The sequence below is a fragment of the Streptomyces sp. HSW2009 genome (assembly GCF_040240285.1).
Taxonomy (GTDB): Bacteria; Actinomycetota; Actinomycetes; order Streptomycetales; family Streptomycetaceae; genus Streptomyces.
The window spans coordinates 1-18249 of record NZ_JBEHZD010000101.1 but is presented as its reverse complement, the minus strand read 5'-3'; the positions used below and the strand labels follow the sequence as shown (position 1 = coordinate 18249).

General features: G+C 74.5%; 11 protein-coding genes. 3 read left to right on the top strand and 8 right to left on the bottom strand.

The genetic code is table 11. From position 1 onward, the window contains the following. The 3 genes from AAHZ94_RS10960 to sbnA form a co-directional block, all read right to left on the bottom strand. The coding region (locus tag AAHZ94_RS10960) for a hypothetical protein (protein ID WP_349992568.1) at window positions 1-200 on the bottom strand (200 nt) is incomplete at its 3' end. A gap of 25 nt (window positions 201-225) precedes the next feature. Then, complete coding sequence (gene sbnB, locus AAHZ94_RS10955; protein WP_349992567.1) at window positions 226-1227, bottom strand: 2,3-diaminopropionate biosynthesis protein SbnB; 1002 nt, start codon at window positions 1225-1227, stop codon at window positions 226-228. A 62-nt stretch (window positions 1228-1289) separates the two neighbouring features. Beyond that, entirely contained in the window at window positions 1290-2270 is a 981-nt protein-coding gene (sbnA, locus tag AAHZ94_RS10950) for a 2,3-diaminopropionate biosynthesis protein SbnA (protein WP_349992565.1), read from the bottom strand. A gap of 91 nt (window positions 2271-2361) precedes the next feature. Between sbnA and AAHZ94_RS10945 the strand changes: the two genes are divergently transcribed. Continuing rightward, window positions 2362-2586, top strand: a complete 225-nt coding sequence (locus AAHZ94_RS10945; RefSeq protein ID WP_349992563.1) for a hypothetical protein — start codon at window positions 2362-2364, stop codon at window positions 2584-2586. On the opposite strand, the gene AAHZ94_RS10940 is transcribed toward AAHZ94_RS10945, so the two are convergent. The 5 genes from AAHZ94_RS10940 to gntA all read right to left on the bottom strand — a co-directional run bounded on the left by AAHZ94_RS10940 (window position 2552) and on the right by gntA (window position 14765). After that, on the bottom strand, window positions 2552-10087 hold the full coding sequence (locus AAHZ94_RS10940; RefSeq protein WP_349992562.1) for a non-ribosomal peptide synthetase: 7536 nt from the start codon (window positions 10085-10087) through the stop codon (window positions 2552-2554). The genes AAHZ94_RS10945 and AAHZ94_RS10940 overlap by 35 nt on opposite strands. Further along, window positions 10077-12068 (bottom strand): non-ribosomal peptide synthetase, encoded by a 1992-nt coding sequence (locus AAHZ94_RS10935; protein ID WP_349992560.1) that lies wholly within the window; start codon window positions 12066-12068, stop codon window positions 10077-10079. Before AAHZ94_RS10935 ends, AAHZ94_RS10940 begins: the two co-directional genes overlap by 11 nt. A 152-nt stretch (window positions 12069-12220) precedes the next feature. Next, on the bottom strand, window positions 12221-13156 hold the full coding sequence (locus AAHZ94_RS10930; RefSeq protein ID WP_349992558.1) for an ornithine carbamoyltransferase: 936 nt from the start codon (window positions 13154-13156) through the stop codon (window positions 12221-12223). Between the two features lie 109 nt (window positions 13157-13265). After that, the gene (locus AAHZ94_RS10925) at window positions 13266-13466 is read right to left on the bottom strand and encodes an MbtH family protein (protein ID WP_349992556.1); all 201 of its coding nucleotides are present in this window, start codon (window positions 13464-13466) and stop codon (window positions 13266-13268) included. Between the two features lie 615 nt (window positions 13467-14081). Beyond that, a complete protein-coding gene (gene gntA / locus AAHZ94_RS10920; RefSeq protein ID WP_349992555.1) occupies window positions 14082-14765 on the bottom strand; it encodes a guanitoxin biosynthesis heme-dependent pre-guanitoxin N-hydroxylase GntA in 684 nt (227 codons plus the stop codon). 206 nt (window positions 14766-14971) lie between these two features. On the opposite strand from gntA, the gene AAHZ94_RS10915 reads away from it, so the two are divergent. Then, window positions 14972-15778 (top strand): hypothetical protein, encoded by an 807-nt coding sequence (locus AAHZ94_RS10915; protein ID WP_349992553.1) that lies wholly within the window; start codon window positions 14972-14974, stop codon window positions 15776-15778. A gap of 870 nt (window positions 15779-16648) precedes the next feature. Further along, window positions 16649-18097, top strand: a complete 1449-nt coding sequence (locus tag AAHZ94_RS10910; RefSeq protein WP_349992552.1) for an MFS transporter — start codon at window positions 16649-16651, stop codon at window positions 18095-18097. Window positions 18098-18249 lie beyond the last annotated feature (152 nt).

The following is an 18249-nucleotide window of genomic DNA, read 5'->3' as shown; positions in this document are numbered from 1 at the left end:
CCCCCCCGCCCGCGGGGCCCCGGGGGGGCCGCGCCCCCCGGGGGGCCGCCCCGGGCCCCCCCCCCGGCGGGGGGGGGGGGGGCCCCCCCCCCGGGGGGGGGGGGGGGGGGGGCGGAGGGGGCCGGACGGGCGGCGAGGGAGCCCGCCGCTGCGCCCGGCCCGGGGGCCGTCACATCGATGTTGCGCGAAGAGGTCGTCACCCCTGTGCCTCCTGCCGGTGGTGCGTTACCAGCGCTTGGTTTCCCCGATGAAGTCCGGGATCTCGACGGCGCTGCCCTGCCGCCTGGCCTCGTGCAGGACGTGGTGGCCCACTGCGAGGTCCAGGATGCCGAGGCCGAACGGGGAGAAGACGGTCGGCTTCGCCGGGTCCAGGGTGACTTCGCCGCGGATGTGTGCGCCGAGCGTGCCGGTGATGAAGTCCCGCCCGCCGGTGAGCTGTTCGGCCAGGTGCGGCGATGTCTGCGCCTTGAGGCAGTGGTCGACGTCGTCCACCACGTTGTTGCTGCGCAGCAGCAGTTCGGGGGCGAGGTCGCGCAGCGAGATGTTCAACAGCACCTGTCCGGCGCGCAGTTCGGTCTCCGCGCCGACGTACGGGGTGGCGGCGGTGGTGGCGAAGACCACCAGGTCGCGGGCGAGCGCGTCGTCCAGGGTGCCGAGGGCGACGGGCACGTCGAACCGGGCGGCGGCGTGCTCGCCGAGGTGGCCGGCGCTGGCCGGATCGAGGTCGTGCACCAGCACGTCGGCGACCTTGACCCCGGCCGCGTGCAGGTAGTCGACGATGGTGCGGGCGATGACGCCGGCGCCGACGACCGCCAGCCGCACCGGCTCGTCGGCGGTGACCAGGCGGGAGGCGGCGACCGCGGCCGATGCGGCGGTGCGCACGGCGCTGATGCCGGCGGCTTCCAGGCAGGCCAGCGGGTAGCCGGTGGCGTAGTCGTTGAGCAGCAGCGTCGCCGACGCGCGGGGCAGCCCCTCCTTGATGTTGTCGGGGAAGCTGGCGATCCACTTCATGCCTATGGTGTCCACGTCGCCGCCCAGGTACGAGGGCAGGGCGATGACCCGGGCGTTGGGCTTGTCCGGGAAGCGCAGGAAGTAGCTGTCGGGGTTGACCGAGAGCCCCTGCTCGTGGGCGACGTAGGTGTCCGCGACGATGCGCAGCACGTCCTGGTGGGCGCCGGCCAGGACGGAGGAGACGGCCGCGCCGGGGACGACGAAGAAGTGGGACATGGGTTCTTCCTTCTGCTGGTGGTGGTGGACGAGTTGGCTCGCTCGGCGGTGCGCACCCCGGGTCACGGGGTGGCGCCGTGTCCGAGGCCCGCTAGCTCGGGGACGTCGGTGTAGCGCTCGGTGACCCAGGTGTCGGAGTAGACAGTGTCAATGTATTTGTCACCCATGTCAGGGGAGATTGCGGCCACTCGGGCGCCATCGGGCAGCGTGGCGGCCAGTTGCTGCACGGCCGCCAGTACGGTGCCGGTGGAGCCGCCGACCAGCAGCCCGTACGCGCCGGCCACCCGGCGGCACATGGCCACCGTGTCCGCCTCCGGGACCAGCACCTTCTCGAACGTGCCGTCGTCGGCGAAGATTTCGGGCCGCCGGCTGGCGCCGAGGCCCGGGATGAAGCGGGGCGATGCGGGGGCGCCGAAGGTGACCGAGCCGACCGAGTCGACGGCGATCACCCGGGTGGTGGGGCTGTGCCGGCCGAAGTACTCGACGCAGCCCATCAGGGTGCCGGTGGTGCCGCAGCCGACGAACAGCGCGTCCACCGCGCCGAGGCCCGCGTGCACGGCGGCTGCGGTGCGGTCCCGGTGGGCGCCGACGCCGGCCGGGTTGGCGTACTGGTTCAGCCACACCAACTGCGGGTCGTCCGCGAGCCGTTGGTGGATGTAGTTGATGCGGGTGTGCAGATAGCCGCCCTGCGCGTCGCGAGCGCTGACCACGATCACGTCGGTGCCCAGGCTCTCCATGACGCGGATCGAGTGCCGGGCCGCGTTGGGGTCGGTGACGACGGTCAGCGCGTAGCCGCGGGCCGCGCAGGCCACCGAGAGGGCGACGCCGAGGTTGCCCGACGAGGACTCGATGACGCGGGAGCCCGGGCGCAGCGCACCCGTCCGCTCCAGTGACTCGATCAGGGCGACGGCGGTCTTGAGCTTGACCGACCCCGCGGGGTTGAGACCTTCCAGCTTCAGGAACACCTCGCCGCTGGCGAGGAAGCCGGTCAGCCGGAGGAACACGTCATCGGTGACGACGTCGGAGGCTCTTTCGAAGATCATGTCGATAGTCCTTCTTCCGGGCCGGCGAGATCGTCGCGGGCCCGCACCAGTCCACACCTGACAGCTTCGGGTTGTTGGGCGTGCGGGACGCGTGCGGCTGGGCGCGGCCGGGGCGGGGGCCGCCCCCCCCCCGCCCGCGCCCCCCGGCCCGGGGGGGGGGGGGGGGGGGGGGGGGGGGGGGGGGGGGGGCGGGGGGGGCGGGGCGCCCGCCCCCCCCCCCCCCCCCCCCCGCGTCCGGTGGTGCGCGCTTTCGTGGTCGGAACGGCGGGTCTCGGAGGCGGTTACGGGCGCCCGGTCGCGGCTCTCCCCACGGTAGTGAGGTGCTTCTCGACGACGGCCGCGATCTCGGCAAGCGGCCCGGAAGCTGTCATCTCCAGGTGGTGGCAGTCCACGAAGTGGTCATGGACCCGGCCGGTCACATACGGCCTCCAGAGGGCCGCGAGCGAGGAACCCGGTGGCAGGTCCCGACCGGCGGTGAAGAACAACAGGTCGCCGTCGAAGGGCCGCTCGGGCGGCTGATCGCCGATGCCGGCCTCGTTGCGGAAGGTCGCGTACACCGCCCGCAGCGCCTCCTCCTCAAGCCCGGCGAGCGGCGCGAGCACGGCCAGCGCGTCCGGAGCGCCGTCGCCCACCGCCGCGCGCAACGCGTCGAGCGTGAGCGGCCGGTCGCCCCAGGCGGCCCGGTCGAGCCCGGCCTCGTGGATGAGGTGCGCGACGAACTCGGCTTCGTCGGCTTGGTCGGCCTCTTCTGATGCGTGGGGTGCGTCGGACGTGCTGGGCGCGCCGGGCATCTCAGGTGCCCCGGGCCCTCCCGAAGCACCAGCCGCGCCGACCGCCCCAGCCGCCCCGACCGCCCCGGCCGCTCCCGGCTCCAGCACCTGCGGCTCCGCGTCCAGCACCGCGAGCAGCGCCACTTCATCCCCGCCCGCCCGCAGCCGCACCGCCACCTCGTGCGCGATCCGGCCGCCGAAGGACCAGCCGAGGAGGTGGTAGGGGCCGGTGGGTTGGACGGTGCGGATCTGGTCGGCGTAGTCGGTGGCCATCTCGGCGAGCGTGCCGGGGGCCGCGGCCGGCTCGGTCAGGCGGCGGGCCTGGATGCCGTACAGCGGGCGGTCGGCGTCCAGCAGGCCGACGAGTCGGGCGTACGGCCAGGCCAGGCCGCTGGCCGGGTGCAGGCAGAAGAGCGGCGGGCGGGTGCCGGTGCGGCGCAGTGGGAGCAGGACGTGCAGGCCGGCCGTGCGGTCCTCGCTGCCGAGGGCGGCGGCGAGACCTGCGACCGTGGGCGCCTCGAACAGCAGCCGCACCGGCAGCCGCACGCCGAGCCCCGCCCTGACCCGGGTGGCCAGTCGGGTGGCGAGCAGCGAGTGGCCGCCGAGGTCGAAGAAGTCGTCGTCCACGCCGACTTCGGGCACCCCGAGGACCTCGGCGAAGATCGCGCACAGGGCGCGTTCGCGGGCGTCCGCCGGGGCCCGGCCGGCGCCCGGGGCCGGCAGGTCGGGTGCGGGCAGTCGCCCCCGGTCGACCTTGCCGTTGTCGCTGAGCGGCAGCGCCGGCAGCGGGACCAGCAGCGCGGGCAGCATGGCGGCGGTGAGCAGCCCGGTGACGCCGGCGCGCACCTCTTCGGGTGCGGCCTCGCCCGCGTAGTAGCCGATGAGCCGGTCGTGCCCGGCCGGGTCGGTGCGGACGGTGACGACCGCGTCCCGTACGCCGGTGACGCCGCGCAACGCGGCCTCCACCTCGGCCAGTTCGATGCGCTGGCCGCGGATCTTGACCTGGTGGTCGTTGCGGCCGAGGAACTCCAACTGGCCGTCCGTGCGGTAGCGGGCCTGGTCGCCGGTGCGGTAGAGGCGGGCGCCGGGGCGGCCGGAGAACGGGTCGGGGAGGAAGGCGTCGGCGGTCTTGGCGGGGTCGCCGACGTAGCCGTGGCCGACGCCGTCGCCGCCCACGTACAGCTCGCCGACCGCGCCGAGCGGCACCGGGCGCAGCAGCGGGTCGAGCACGTACAGCTCGGTGTTGCGGATGACGCGGCCGATGGGCACCCGCTGGCCGGCGGCCGGTGGTGCGTCGGCGCTCAGCCAGGCGTGTGTGACGTCGTCCGAGCACTCGGTGGGGCCGTACGCGTTGACCAGCGGAATGTGCGGGTAGCGGGCGAACCAGCGCGCGCACAGGTCGGCCGGCAGCGCCTCGCCGGTCACCATCAGCCAGCGCAGGTGTGGCAGCGGCACGCCCTCGCCGGTGGTGTCCCAGCCGTCCAGGGCGGTGCGCAGCAGCGAGGGCACCACCTCGACGCCGGTGGTCCGCTCCGCCGCGACCTGTCCGAAGAGCCGGTCCGGGTCGGCGACCAGGTCGTCGGCGGCGATGCGGGGGCAGCCGCCGACGACGAGGGCGGCGAGCATCTGCCAGACCGAGATGTCGAAGCTGAGCGGCGCGTTCTGGAGGACGCTGTCGGCGGCGGTCAGGTCCAGGTCCTCGACCTTGGCCAGCAGGTGGTTGTGCATGCCGCGGCGGTGCACCATCGCGCCCTTGGGGCGGCCGGTGGTGCCGGAGGTGAAGAGCAGGTACGCCAGGTCGTCCGGGGTGCCGACGGGCGCGGCCAGCTCGGTCGGCGCATCGCACGCCGCGTCGATTTCGAGCACCCCGACACCACCGGCCACCTCCCCCAACTCTCGTGCCACACAAGCGAATTCGGGTTCTGCGAGCACGATGGTCGCGCCGCTGCGGGCCAGCATGTCGGCGTTGCGGGCGGCGGGCCCGGTGGGGTCGATCGGCAGGTACGCGGCGCCGGCGCCGAGGATGCCGAGCAGCGCGGTGGGCACGGCGGCCGAGCGGCGGGCGCAGACCGCGACCACGGCGCCGCGGCCCGCGCCGGCCGCGGTGAGCCGGCGGGCGAGCGCGGAGGCCCGGCCGGCCAGCGTCGCGTAGTCGACCGGGCCGTGGTCGTCCACCAGGGCGGTGGCGCGGGGCGTGGCCGCGGCGTGCCGCTGGACGCGGGCGACCAGGTCCGTCAGGTCGGTGGGCCGCCGGCTGCGGTTGAAGTCGACCAGCAGCCGCTGCCGTTCGGCGGCACCGAGCACATCGAGTTCGCCGACGGCGGTCGCCGGCTCGGCCGCCACCTGGCGCAGCACCAGCAGCAGCCGTTCGACCAGGGCGCGCGCGGTGTCCGGGGCGAAGAGTTCGGTGCTGTAGTCGAGCCGGCCGCTGATGCCGGCCGGGCCCGTGTCGGTGTGGCGTGCGGTGAGTTCGAAGGAGAGGTCGAAGGGGACGGTGGCGGCGCCGACCGGCAGCGTGGTGGCGGTCAGCCCGGGGAGGTGCACGGCGTCGCCGGTGTCCTCCAGTACGCCCAGTTCGATCTGGAAGAGCGGGTTGCGGCCGGGCACCCGGGCCGGGGCCAACTCCTCCACCAGCCGCTCGAAGGGCACGTCCTGGTGCGCGTAGGCGGCCAGGTCGACCTGCCGCACCCGGGCCAGGAGTTGCTCGAAGGTCGGGTCGCCGGAGACGTCGGTGCGCAGCACCAGCGAGTTGACGAAGAAGCCGACGAGGTCGTCCAGGGCCGCGTCAAGGCGGCCGGCGACGGGGGTGCCGATGGGGATGTCGGTGCCGGCGCCCAGCCGGTGCAGCAGCGCCGCGAGCGCCGCCTGGACCACCATGAACAGGCTGGCCTGCCGGTCCGCGGCGAGGCGGGTGAGGGCCGTGTGGAGTTCCGCTTCGATGGTGAACGGCTCGACCCCGCCGGCGTTGTCGCTGGTGGCGGGCCGCGGCCGGTCGGTGGGCAGCGGCAGTTCGGCCGGCAGCCCGGCGAGCGCGGCGCGCCAGTGGGCGAGCTGGGTGGCGAGCGGGCTGCCCGGGTCGTCGGCCGCGCCGAGCCGCTCCTGCTGCCAGGCGGCGTAGTCGGCGTACTGGACGGGCAGCGGCTGCCAACCCGGCTCCCGGCCGGCGCGGCGGGCCGCGTACGCCAGGGACAGGTCGCGGCCGAGCGGGCCCATCGACCAGCCGTCGGCCGCGATGTGGTGCACCACGAGCAGCAGCACCTGCACCTGGTCGCCGAGGTCGAACAGGGTGGCCCGCAGCGGCGGTTCGGTGCGCAGGTCGAAGGGGCGCAGCGTCTCGGCGACCAGCGCGGCGGGCAGCCCGTCCGCGGTGGCCTGCCGCGCGGCCAGTTCGGGGGCCGCGGCGCCGGCGGTCAGCACCACCTGGTGCGGTTCGCCGTCGCGCTCGGGGTAGACGGTGCGCAGCACCTCGTGCCGGCCCACCACGTCGGCCAGCGCCCGCCCGAGCGCGGCCCGGTCCAGCGCGCCTTCGAGCCGGACGGCCAGCGGGATCTTGTACGGGGAGCGCTCGGGGTCCAGGGTGTCCAGGAGCCACAGCCGGCGCTGACCGAAGGAGGCGGGGGCGCTGGCGCCGCGCGGCCTCGGCCGCAGGGCGGGGGCGCTGGCGGTGCCCGTTGTGGCACCCGTCGCCGCGTCGAGCCGGTCGGCGAGGCCGGCCACCGTGGGGGCGTCGAAGACGGCCCGTACCGGCAGTTCGGCATCGAGCACGGTCCGCACCCGGGAGGTCAGGCGCATCGCGAGCAGCGAGTTGCCGCCCAGGTCGAAGAAGCTGTCGTCGATGCCGATCCGGTCGCCGCCCAGGGTCTCGGCGAACAGGCCGCACAGCGCCTCCTCCAGCGCGGTGCGCGGCGGGCGGCTGTCGGCCCGGCCGGCGAGTTCGGGCGCCGGCAGCCGACGGCGGTCCAGCTTGCCGTTGGGCGACAGCGGCAGCGCGGCGATGACCACGACGGCCGCCGGCACCATGTAGTCGGGCAGCCGGCTTGCGGCGAAGCGGCGCAGTTCGGCGGGGAAGGCGCCGGGGGGGCGGGGGGGGGGGGGGGGGGGGGCCGGGCGGGGGCCGGGGGGGGGGCCCCGGGGCGCGCCGTCCGGTGGTACGACGTAGGCCACCAGTTGCCTGCCGCCGCCGCTGGCGCCGTCGCGCGCGACCACGGCCGCCTGGGCGACCTGCGGGTGGTGCAGCAGCACGGTCTCGATCTCGCCGAGTTCGACCCGGAAGCCGCGGATCTTGACCTGTTCGTCGGCCCGGCCCACGTACTCCAGGGTCCCGCCGGGCAGCCAGCGCACCAGGTCGCCGGTGCGGTACATGCGCTCGCCGGTGCCGTACGGGCAGGGCAGGTAGCGGTCGGCGGTCAGGCCCGGGCGGCGCAGGTAGCCGCGGGAGACGCCGGCGCCCGCCACGTACAGCTCGCCGACGACGCCGACCGGGGTGGGCGCCAGGTCCTCGTCCAGTACGTAGACGCGGCCGTTCCACACCGGGCGGCCGATGTCGATGCCGGTGGAGCCGCGCAGCCGCTGCGGGCTGGTGGCGTCCGCGGTGCATTCGGTGGGGCCGTAGCAGTTGTAGACCTCAAGCCCCGGCACCGCCTCCAGGTCGGCGAGGAGGCGTTCACCGACGGCCTCGCCGCCCATCACCAGGACCGCCGGGTGGCGGCCGGTGAACAGGCCGGCGAGCACCAACTGTTCGGCGAAGGAGGGCGTGACGTCCACGATGTCCATGCGCGCTGCGCGGGTGAAGCGGACGAAGGCGGCCGGGTCGTACCGGCTCTCCTCGTCCACCAGGTGCACCTCGTGCCCGTCCAGCATCCACAGCATGCCGGCGACGGAGGCGTCGAAGGAGATCGAGGCGGCCAGCGCGAGCCGCAGCCGCTCGGCACCGGCCCGGCGGGCGGCGGGCCGGAAGAACTCGCTGCGGTGGTTGTGGAACAGGTTGACGGCGTTGCGGTGCTCGATGACCACGCCCTTGGGGGTGCCGGTCGAGCCCGAGGTGTAGATGACGTACGCGGCGTTCGCCGGGGTCAGCGGCGCACTCCGGTCGGCGTCGGTGAGGTCGGTGTCGGCGCGCCCGGCGAGGTCGGCCGGCAGCTTTGGGGCGTCCAGCAGGAAGGTGGGCGTGCCGGCGGGCAGTACGGCCGCGTCGGCGGCGGTGGTGACCACCAGGACCGGTGCGGCGTCGCCGACCAGGTGGGCGATGCGGCTGGCCGGGTACTCCGGGTCGACGGGCACGTAGGCGGCGCCGGTCTTCTGGATGGCGAGCACCGCGGGCATCAGCTCGGCGCAGTGTCGCAGGCTGAGGCCGACCAGGCGTTCGGGCCCGGCGCCGCGCTCGACCAGCACCCGGGCCAGCCGGTTGGCCTGCGCGTTGAGTTCGGCGAAGGTCAGGGCGTGGCCGCGGAAGGCGGTGGCGACCGCGTCCGGGGTGCGCGCCGCCTGCGCCTCGAACAGGTCGACCAGGGTCAGCGGCGGCACCGGGTGGGCGGTGTCGTTCCACTGCACGAGCAGCCGGTCGCGCTCGGCCGGGCCCAGCAGGTCGACGGCGTTCAGCGGCTGCTCGGGGTCGGCGGCGAACGCCCGGAGCAGCCGGACCAGCCAGTCGGTGAGCCGGTCGGCGGTGGCCGCGTCGAGCGCGCCCACCTGGTGGTCCACACGCAGCACCAACTCGGCGCCGGGCAGCACGGTCAGGCCGAGCGGGTAGTGGGTGGCGTCGATGTCGTACGCCTCCACAAGGCGCGGTCCCGGGCCGTCCGTCGCGGGCCGCTCCGGGTAGTTCTGGAACACCATCAGGGTGTCGAACAGGCTGCCCTGGCCGGCGAGTTGCTGGATCTCGGTGAGGCCGATGCCGTGGTGCGGCAGCAGCGCGGCCTGCTCGTCCTGGAGGGTGCGCAGCAAGGTGGCGAGCGGGGCGGTGCGGGTGATCCGCAGCCGGGCCGGGAGGGTGTTGATGAGCAGCCCGACGATCTGGTCGACGCCCGGTATCTCGGCCGGCCGGGGCGATGCGGTGACGCCGAAGACGACGTCGTCGCGGCCGGTCAGCCGGGCGATGGCGAGCGCCCAGGCGCCCTGTACGACGGTGTTCAGGGTCAGCAGGGCGGCGCGGGCGCGGCCGGCCAGCGCCGCGGTGGGCGCGGCGTCGCTCCTGGCCTCGACGGTGCGGGGCTGCGGCGGGGCCTGGGCGGCGGGCCGGCTGGCGGTTTGGCTGGCGGTCTGGCTGTCCCGCTGTCCGGCGGTGTCCCCGGCGGGCTGCCCGGCGCCGCGTACGGCGGAGGCTGGGCCTTGTGCGTCCTGTGCGTCCTGTAGGCCCTGTGGGTCCTGCGGACCGGGGCGCTGTGCCGTGTCCGGGGCGACCAGGGTGGGCCCGTCGAGATCGGCGAGCGCCGTGCGCCAGGCGGTGCGGGCGGCCGTCCGGTCCTGCCCGGCCAGCCACTCCAGATAGCGCTGGTACGAGACGACCTGCGGCAGCCCGGTGTGCTGGCCGCGCTGTCGGTAGAGCGTCAGCAACTCGTCCACCAGCGGCGGCACCGACCAGCCGTCGAGCAGGATGTGGTGGTGGGTGAGGACCAGCCGCCAGCGGGTGGCGGCGTGCCGGATGAGGGTGGCGCGCAGCAGCGGCGGCTTGCCGAGGTCGAAGGGGACGGCCCGGTCGGCGGCCATCACCCGGTCGAGTTCGGCGGCCCGGTCTGCCTCGGCGTACCCGGTCAGGTCCACCTCGTGCAGCGGCACCCGGACGGTGGCCGGGATGAGTTGGGCGGGGGTGCCCTGCTTCTTGGCGATGCGGAAGCAGGCGCGCAGGTTCTCGTGCCTGGCCAGCAGTGCATCGAGGGCGAGCCGCAGCGTGTCGGCCGCCACGCCGCCCTCAGCCGCCTCCAGTTCGATGACGAGTTGCGGCATGTACGCGCCGGCGGACTGCTCGTCGTACAGCGCGAGGAAGAGCATGCCCTCCTGGAGCGGCGAGAGCGGCCAGATGCCGGTCAGTCCGTTGCCCTCAGAACTCATTGGCCCACTCCCCCGTGAGGTCGTCGATGTCTTCCTGGCTGAGCGTGAGCAGACCGGGGCCGCCGGCGTTCGTCGCGGCGGGCGCGGGCTCCGTCGCCGGCTCGGGCGCCGGGGTGAGGCGGTCGGCGAGGGCCGCGGCCCGCTGGAGCGTGAACACGTCCCTGGGCGCGAGCAGCCAGCCGGCCTCGCGGACCCGGGCGGCCAGCCGGATGGCCAGCACGCTGTCCCCGCCGAGGTCGAAGAAGGCGTCGTCGGGCCCGACCCGGGTGACGCCGAGCACCTCGGCGAAGAGCGTGCAGAGCAGGTGCTCGGGCCCGGGGCGCGGGGCGCGGGCGGTGGCGGTGCCGGCCAGTTCGGGCGCCGGCAGCGCGGCCCGGTCCAGCTTGCCGTTGCGGCTGAGCGGGAAGGCGTCGATGACGACGACGGCGCTGGGCACCAGGTGGTCGGGGAGGCGCGCGGCCAGGTGCGCGCGGAGCGCGGCCGGCTCGGGGGCGGCGCCGGCGGCCGGCACCACGTAGCCGACCAGCCGCTTGGCGCCGGGCCGGTCCTCGCGGGCGACCGCCACGCAGTGCGCGACCTGCGGATGGGTGGCCAGTGCCGCCTCCACCTCGCCCGGCTCGATCCGGAAGCCGCGGATCTTGACCTGCTGGTCGACCCGGCCGCGGAACTCAAGCTCGCCGTCCACGCGCCAGCGGGCCAGGTCGCCGGTGCGGTACATGCGCGCGCCGGGGCGCCCGAAGGGGCAGGGCAGGAACCGTTCTGCGGTCAGTCCCGGCTGGTTGAGGTAGCCGCGGGCGAGGCCGGCGCCCGCGATGAACAGTTCACCCTCCTCGCCCACCGGCACCGGGTGCAGGTCGGCGTCGAGCACGTACACCTGGGTGTTGACCACGGGCCGGCCGATCGGCGGGTCGGCGGCGGCGGGACCGGCGGGGCCGATCCCGGTGGCGGCGGTCCCGGGGACGGTGCCGGCGGGGCTCGCGGCCCTGGCGGGGCTGACCTCGGTGGCGACCGCGTCCACCGTCGCCTCCGTGGGCCCGTACGCGTTGAACATCCGTCGGCCCGGTGCCCACTGGTCCACCAGCGCCGCGGTGAGGACGTCGCCTGCGGTGGCGATGGTGCGCAGGGTGCCGTAGTCGGCCGGCGGCAGGGCGGTCAGCACCTGCGGCGGGATGGTGACGTGGGTGGCGCCGGTGCGCTCGATGAGGGCGGCCACCTCGTGCCCGGCCAGGCAGTCCCGCGGCCGGATGATCAGCGCGGCGCCCGAGCAGAGCGCCATCAGCAGGTCGCCGACCGAGCAGTCGAAGTGGAAGGAGGCGAACTGCAACACCCCGTCGCCCGCGCCGATCCCGAACCGCTCGATGTGGTCGGCGGCCAGGCTGGCCAGCCCCGCATGGGTGACCACGACGCCCTTGGGCGCGCCGGTCGAGCCCGAGGTGTGGATGACGTACGCGGCGTGCTCGGGCCGCAGCGGGGCAAGCCGGTCGGCGCCGGCGAGGTCGGCCGCGTCCTGCACGGCGAGCAGCGCCGCGCTCGCCGGGTCGTCCAGCGCCAGGTACGGGGTGCCGGCGGGCAACTGTGGTGCGAGGGCCGCGGTGGTGAGCACCGTGTGCGGCGCGACCGAGGCGAGCAGGGCGGCGATGCGGGCCTGCGGGTGGTCGATGTCGATCGGCACGTACGCCGCGCCCGCCTTGGCCACCGCCAGGTGGGCCACCACCGTCTCGGCGGAGCGGGGCAGTGCGACGGCCACCAGGTCCTCGGGCCCGGCGCCGCGGGCGATCAGCAGTCGGGCCAACGGGTTGGCCCTGGCGCCCAGTTCGCGGTAGGTGAGGACCGTGCGGTCGTAGTGGACCGCGGGGTGGTCGGGGGTCTTGCGGGTCTGGGCTTCCACCAGTTCGGGAAGCGTCGCGTGCAGCCCCTCACGGGCCGTGTCGTTCCAGGCCACCCAAGCCGCTGGGGACTCGGTGGCGGGCAGTGGATTCACCGGAATCTGCTCTCCCCGCTTCGATGTGATCAGCTCGGCAACACCGGTCCGAGGGCAGCAGTCAGCGCCGGGCGTCCCCCGTCCGGTGGGCGGGGCACCCCTGGGGGCACCCCGCACGCCGCCGCCAGCGGCCAGGTGGTGATCGGTGGTGGTCAGCGTCTGGCCGCGCACCACTCCAGGACGGCCATCGCCGCGTACATCTTGTTCTCCGACTGGTCGAAGGCCAGGCTGTGCGGGCCGTCGAGCACCTCGGCGGTCACGTCCTCGCCGCGGTGGGCGGGCAGGTCGTGCAGGAAGACCGCGTCCGGGCTCTTGGCCCACAGCGCCTCGGTCACCTGGAACGGCGCGAACACCGTCCGCCAGTTCGGGTCGGGCTTGTTGGTGCCGGTGGTCTGCCAGCGCGTGGTGTAGATGGCGTCGGCGTCCACCGGCGCGCTCTGCATGGAGTGCGACTCCTCCACCCGGGCCCCGCTGTGCTGCGCGTTGCGGTGTGCCTGGTGCAGCACCTGCGGATCGAGGCCGTAGCCGGGCGGGGTGCGCAGCTCCAGGTAGACGTCCGGGAAGCGGCTGAGGGTGAGGGCGAGCGCGGCGGCGCTGTTGTTGCCCTCGCCCACGTAGCACACGTGCAGCCCCTCGATCTTGCCGAAGTGGGTGAGCAGCGTGGTCAGGTCCGCTATCGCCTGGGTGGGGTGTTCGTCCGCGGTCATCGCGTTGACCACGGCCATCCGGTCCTGCCGGGCGAAGGCCCGCAGTTCGGCGGGGTCGCCGGCGGTCCGTACGACCAGCAGGTCGAGCATCCGGGACAACACCTCGGCGGTGTCCTCCAGGGTCTCGCCGGTGTTGGTCTGGAGGTCGCCGGGGCCGAAGGAGATGAGCTGGGCGCCGAGCCGCAGCGCCGCGGCCGAGAACGAGGTACGGGTGCGGGTGGAGGTCTTCAGGAAGTGGATGCCGGCGACCAGGCCGGCCAGTTGGTCACCGGCGCGGACGGGTCCGCCGGCGAACTCGGCGCCGCGCTCGACCAGTGCGCGCAGCTCCGCGTCGGTGAGGTCCTTGGTGGAAATCAGGTGTCGCACCATGGCGTTGCTCATCTGCCTTTCACGACAGGCCAGTTGGGTGGTTCGGTCCGGTGCTCGGCGCGCTGCCGACGGGCCGGCCGGACCAATCGCCGCGGCGCGGCGTCGGGCCTGGGATACCCGGTCAGGAGGGGGTGTGCGCGGCGCGGCGCAGACTGGCCGGACGCAGGTCGGTCCACACCTCGTCGATGTGCGCCAGGCACTGCGGCTTGTCGCCCTCGAACCCCTCGGCCCGCCAGCCGGCCGGCACCTCACGGCCGAGCGGCCACACGGAGTACTGCTCCTCGTCGTTGATCACCACGCGAAAACGCCGGTCGTCGCTCATCAGACTCCCCCGAGCACGGGCGGCCCTCCGGCGGAGAACCGCTCTCTCGTACGGTCAGTTTTTCGTCATGTCCCGGTCAAGCGCCAGGTCGGTAGCCCGCCCGCGCCGTGTGCACTGAGCATGGTGCCGTTCGATCACGCGGCGGTCCCCCCGCCGGCGGATTACGCTGGACTGCGCCACGGGCCGGGAACCCCCGCCCCTCTCCCTTCGCGCTGGTGAACGCCGCGACGGAGGGAGTCGACCGGGGCGCCTGAGGTGCCACCCCGGCGCCGCCGATGTCCGTAGCCGCAGGTTGCCATCGAGTTACGGGGCGCAGCTATGACCAAGATCACAGGCCCTGTCCATGCCCGCGTCCCGGCCGGGTACGGGTGGCCAGTTCGGCGCCCTTGCCCCCGCGCCCTAGCCGATCGACCAGGTCCAGAACCCGCCAGCCAGCCGGCTCCGGCAGCGCATTTCCGGTCTTCGGCCAGGACGGGACCCCTAGCTGCCATTCGGCTGGAAATAACCGCCAGAGCCGGCCGGTGGCGGCCCGCACTCCCTTCGAAACGCCGCCAATCGGCCACCGCGGGACAGCAGGGGGTTGACCCTTACGGATGCGACGTGCACACCCCTACGTCAGGTGTCCACACCATCCGGCCGGAACGGACAACGCCACCCCGGCGTCGTCGCCCGCCCCGCGTACTGCCGCGCCTCCGACTCCTGCCCGAACTCACCGAGGTTGGGATTGATGGAGCTCTGGAGCCGCACCTCCCGCTCCCTGATCCGCCGTTGCAGACCCTGGTAGACCCCGGTCAACTTCAACCGCTCGAACTGCTGGTGCGAGTTGAAAGCCAGCGCCGTGTACGGGGACCTGCGGGTGATCCGCGACGCCCCCTCGTGCAGGCCCACCACGAAGAACGGGTGGCCGGCGACGCTGTACGCGAAGCGCGGCGACGCCGGGTCCCGGTCGGCCTCCGGCGCCCAGGCGTACCGCTGCCGGTCCAGCGCGTGCAGGTCGGCGAGTTGACGCCAGAGCACCGCCTCGAACTCCTCCTCGCCCAGGCCGGCCGGGCCGTCGAAGACCGCGATGAAGGTGGCGAAGTCCTCATCGGGCCGCAGGCCGTTCGCGACGAAGTCCGCGAGCGCGCGGTGCAGGGCCGCGGTCGTCCCCGGCTCCCCGAGCGCTCCCAACACCCCGTAGGTGATCAAGTCCCTGCGCAACGACGCCTTGCCCGCCAGGCAACTGAAGTCGTCGCTCCTGATCCACTCACCGATCAACGAACGGACGTCCGCTTCCCGTTGGTCGAGGTACGTGGACATGCCATGCTCCCCCCGCGACGAAACACACCGATGATGTATGCGGCCATGGTGTGCGCACTCCGCCCGCGCCCCCGGCGCACGCACTCCTCGTGATGTGCCGGGGCGAGATCGGTCGCGTGCGCAAAGGCCGGCAACCGGTGCATACGCCGCGCCGGCCGCGCCAGTACGGCCCTCGTACCGACCAACTGCCCCTCCAGGAGAACCCCATGAGGCTGCTCGTCTCGCCGGAGGCCCGCGCACTCGGGCTGCACCACTCCCGCGCCTGGCGACTGACCGCCACCGCCCCGCTGCTCGGCGGGGACGGCCTGACCGCCGAACAGGTCGTGGCCGGTTACGACGCCACCGCCCCGCTCCCGCCCGGCTACCGCAAGCTGCTGGCGGGCCTCGGCCACCCGGAGGTGGTGCCGGCCGGCGAACGGCTGCGGGAACTCCTCGCCACCCGCGGCTGGCGCTCGCACGGCGACGTGGTGGACGCGGTGAGCGTGGCGACGCTGCGCCACGGCGCGGGCATCGGCCTGCACCGCCTGCTGCCCGCCGACGCGGACCGCGACCTGGTGGTGACCCGCGCGGCGGGCGGCGAACGCATCGTCCCGGCCTTCTCCACCCGCTCGCGGCCGGTACCGTCCGGGGACCTGGTGTACGGGACGCGGGGTGCGGGGGCCGCTGGCGCGGCGGGTACGGCAGGTACGGCAGGTACGACGGGTACGCCTGACGCGGATGGTGTGGCCAGTGCGGCTGGGGCGGCGGGCACGGATGGCGCGGCCGGTCCGGAGCCGGCCGCCGGGGCGGATGCGGCGGGTCCCGTGGAGCCGTTCGCCTGGCTCGGCCGCCGCGACTGCGACTCGGCCGAGCGCCAACTCGTCGCCGACGACCGGGAAGCCCTGCTGGTCGTCCTCGGCTGCCCGGGCGAGGAGGCCGCCCACACCGAGGCCATCGCGGCGACCATCGCCGAACTCCTCACCGGGCTGCGCCCGGACATCGCGCTGGAGCCACTGCCGACCGTGCAGGGTTAGCGCGGGGCGGGCGGCGGGACGAGACCGGGCGGGAGGCCGGGCCGGGGCCGGACCCGCAAGGGAAGTGAGGCCGGAACAGGAGCCGGGCCGGGGCCAGACCACTAAGGGAAGTGAGGCCGGAGCCGGGAGCGGGCCGGGGCGGACCCGAAAGGAAGGTTGGGCCGGAACCGGGGGCAGGGGCTGGCCGCTGCGGCTGGTTCCGGCCCCGCCGCGCCCGGCCAGCTCCCCGGCCGGCCCCCAACAGCCCCGCCGCCCCCGCCACGTCCCGACTTGTCACCACCTGCCCCCGGCCGCGTGCTGGGCCAGCCAGGTCGCCCTTGTGTCCCCGCGCGCCCCGCGCATATCTTGTGGCCGTCAAGTGGGGCCGTAACGAGGCCGTCCGCTGAGCCCGTGTTACCTGACCGGTGTGGGTCAGACAGACGCCGAAGAAGTCGGCGGGGGCCGCGGAGGGTCGCACCCGTGGCCGGTGCCGGTGGGATGACCGCCGGATTGCCGGCCTTCGTCGTGCGCAGTCACCGCGCCTCGGGCCCGCGCCGCACCGCGGACGCACCGGCCCCGCGGCCCCCTTCCCCCTTAGCTGCCTTCTCCCCGTTCTCTGCGTCTCTTCCGCTGTCTTCTCCCGTTCTGCTGCCCGTTTCCCTTTCCCGTTCTGCTTCCCGTTCTGCTTCCCGTTCGCGGGGCCCGCGCGGGTGCGCGCCGCAGTCCCGGGAGCGTGCTCCGTCGTGCCGCTTCGGCATGCGGGGTGCGCCCCGTGGGGGCGGCGGGCCGCGCCGCCGGCCCGTGCCAGCCCCCGATGCGTACCCGGGCGCGCCGTCACGCGTCCGCCGCCTGCCACCGGGCAGCCCGGTCTCACAGGTCTCAAGGAGCGATGTGTTCAAGGATCTGATCCCACCCGCCGGCCCACCGCGCGGCCTCGCCCTCGCGCAACTGGTGTGCCGCCTGGGTGACGGGGCCTACAACATCTGTGCGGCACTGTTCTTCACCCGCGTCGTCGGCCTCTCCCCGATCCAGATGGGCCTGGGCATGACGATCGGCTGGTCGGCCGCGCTCGTGCTGAGCGTGCCGCTGGGCCACGTGGCCGACCGGATGGGCCCGCGGGGCACCTCCGTCACGCTGTTCGGCTGCGCGGCGCTGTCCCTGCTCTCCTTCATCTTCGTCTCCTCCTTCATCCCGTTCGTCATCGCCTCGTGCGCGTACGCGGTCAGCCAGCGCGGCGGCTCGGCGGCCGAACAGGCGCTGCTGGCCGGCCTGGTGCCGGCGGACCAGGTCACCCGGGTCCGGGCGTACGTGCAGTCCAGCTACAACGCGGGGATGACGATCGGCGCCGGGCTCGGCGGCCTGGTCCTGCTCTTCGACACCCGCGGCGCCTACTACGCGGCCTTCGTCCTCAACTCGCTCGCCTTCGTGCTCGCCGCTTACATCCTGTACCGGCTGCCGGCCGTGCCCCCGGTGCCGGCGTCCGAAACCCAGGACGCGCACGGCAAGTCGACCAGCAGGTCGGTCTTCAGGGACGCGCCGTACGTGGTGATCAGCGTGCTGAACACGGTGCTGCTGCTGTACGTGCCGCTCATCGCGGTCGCGCTGCCGCTGTGGATCACCAAACACACCGAGGCGCCGATCTCGCTGCTGTCGGTGATGCTGATGCTGAACACGGTGGTGGTGGCACTGTTCCAGGTGCGGGTCTCGGAAGGCGTCAAGGACCTGGTCAGCGCGACCCGGTATCTGCTGCTCGGCAGCTTCCTGCTGGCCGGTGCGTGCGTGGCCTTCGCGTTCTCCGGAAGCTGGGACTCCCCCTGGTCGGCCGGCATCCTGCTGGTGGTCGCCGCCGGGCTGATGGTGGTCGGCGAGATGATGCAGGCCGCCGGCGAATGGGAGGTCAGCTTCGGCCTGGCGCCCAAGGGCAAGACGGGCCAGTACCAGGCGTTCTTCGGCAACGGCATCACCGTCGCCGAAATGCTCGGCCCCCTGATCCTCACCGGCCTCGTCGTCTACTGGGGCGCCCCCGGCTGGATTCTGCTGGGCGGCCTGTTCGTGGCCGTATCCGCCGCGATGGCCCCGGTGATCCGCTGGGGCGGCCGGGTCCGCGACGAACGGGAACGGGCGGCGCGTACGGAATCGGGGACGGATGCGGAGTCGGGGACGGAGGCGGATGCGGATGCGTCGGCCGTCGACTCTGCTGCTTCGGCCGCTGATTCCCTTGCCCCAGCCGCCGACTCCCCCGCTGCGGACACCGGTTCCCCTGCTGCTTCTCCTGCTGCGGCTGCTTCCCCTGCCGCGGCTGCTTCGGCCGCCGACGCCGACGCGCCCCCCGCGGGCTAGCGGCGGCGGGCGGGGCGCGCGCCCCCCGGCCCCCCCCCCCGGGGGGGCCCCGGCCCCCCCGGGGGGGGGCCCCCCCGGGGCTGGCGAGCAGCCGGGTACGGGTCGGATCGGCGTCGCGGCGGGCCCAGTACAGGCCCTTGACGGCGAGGTTG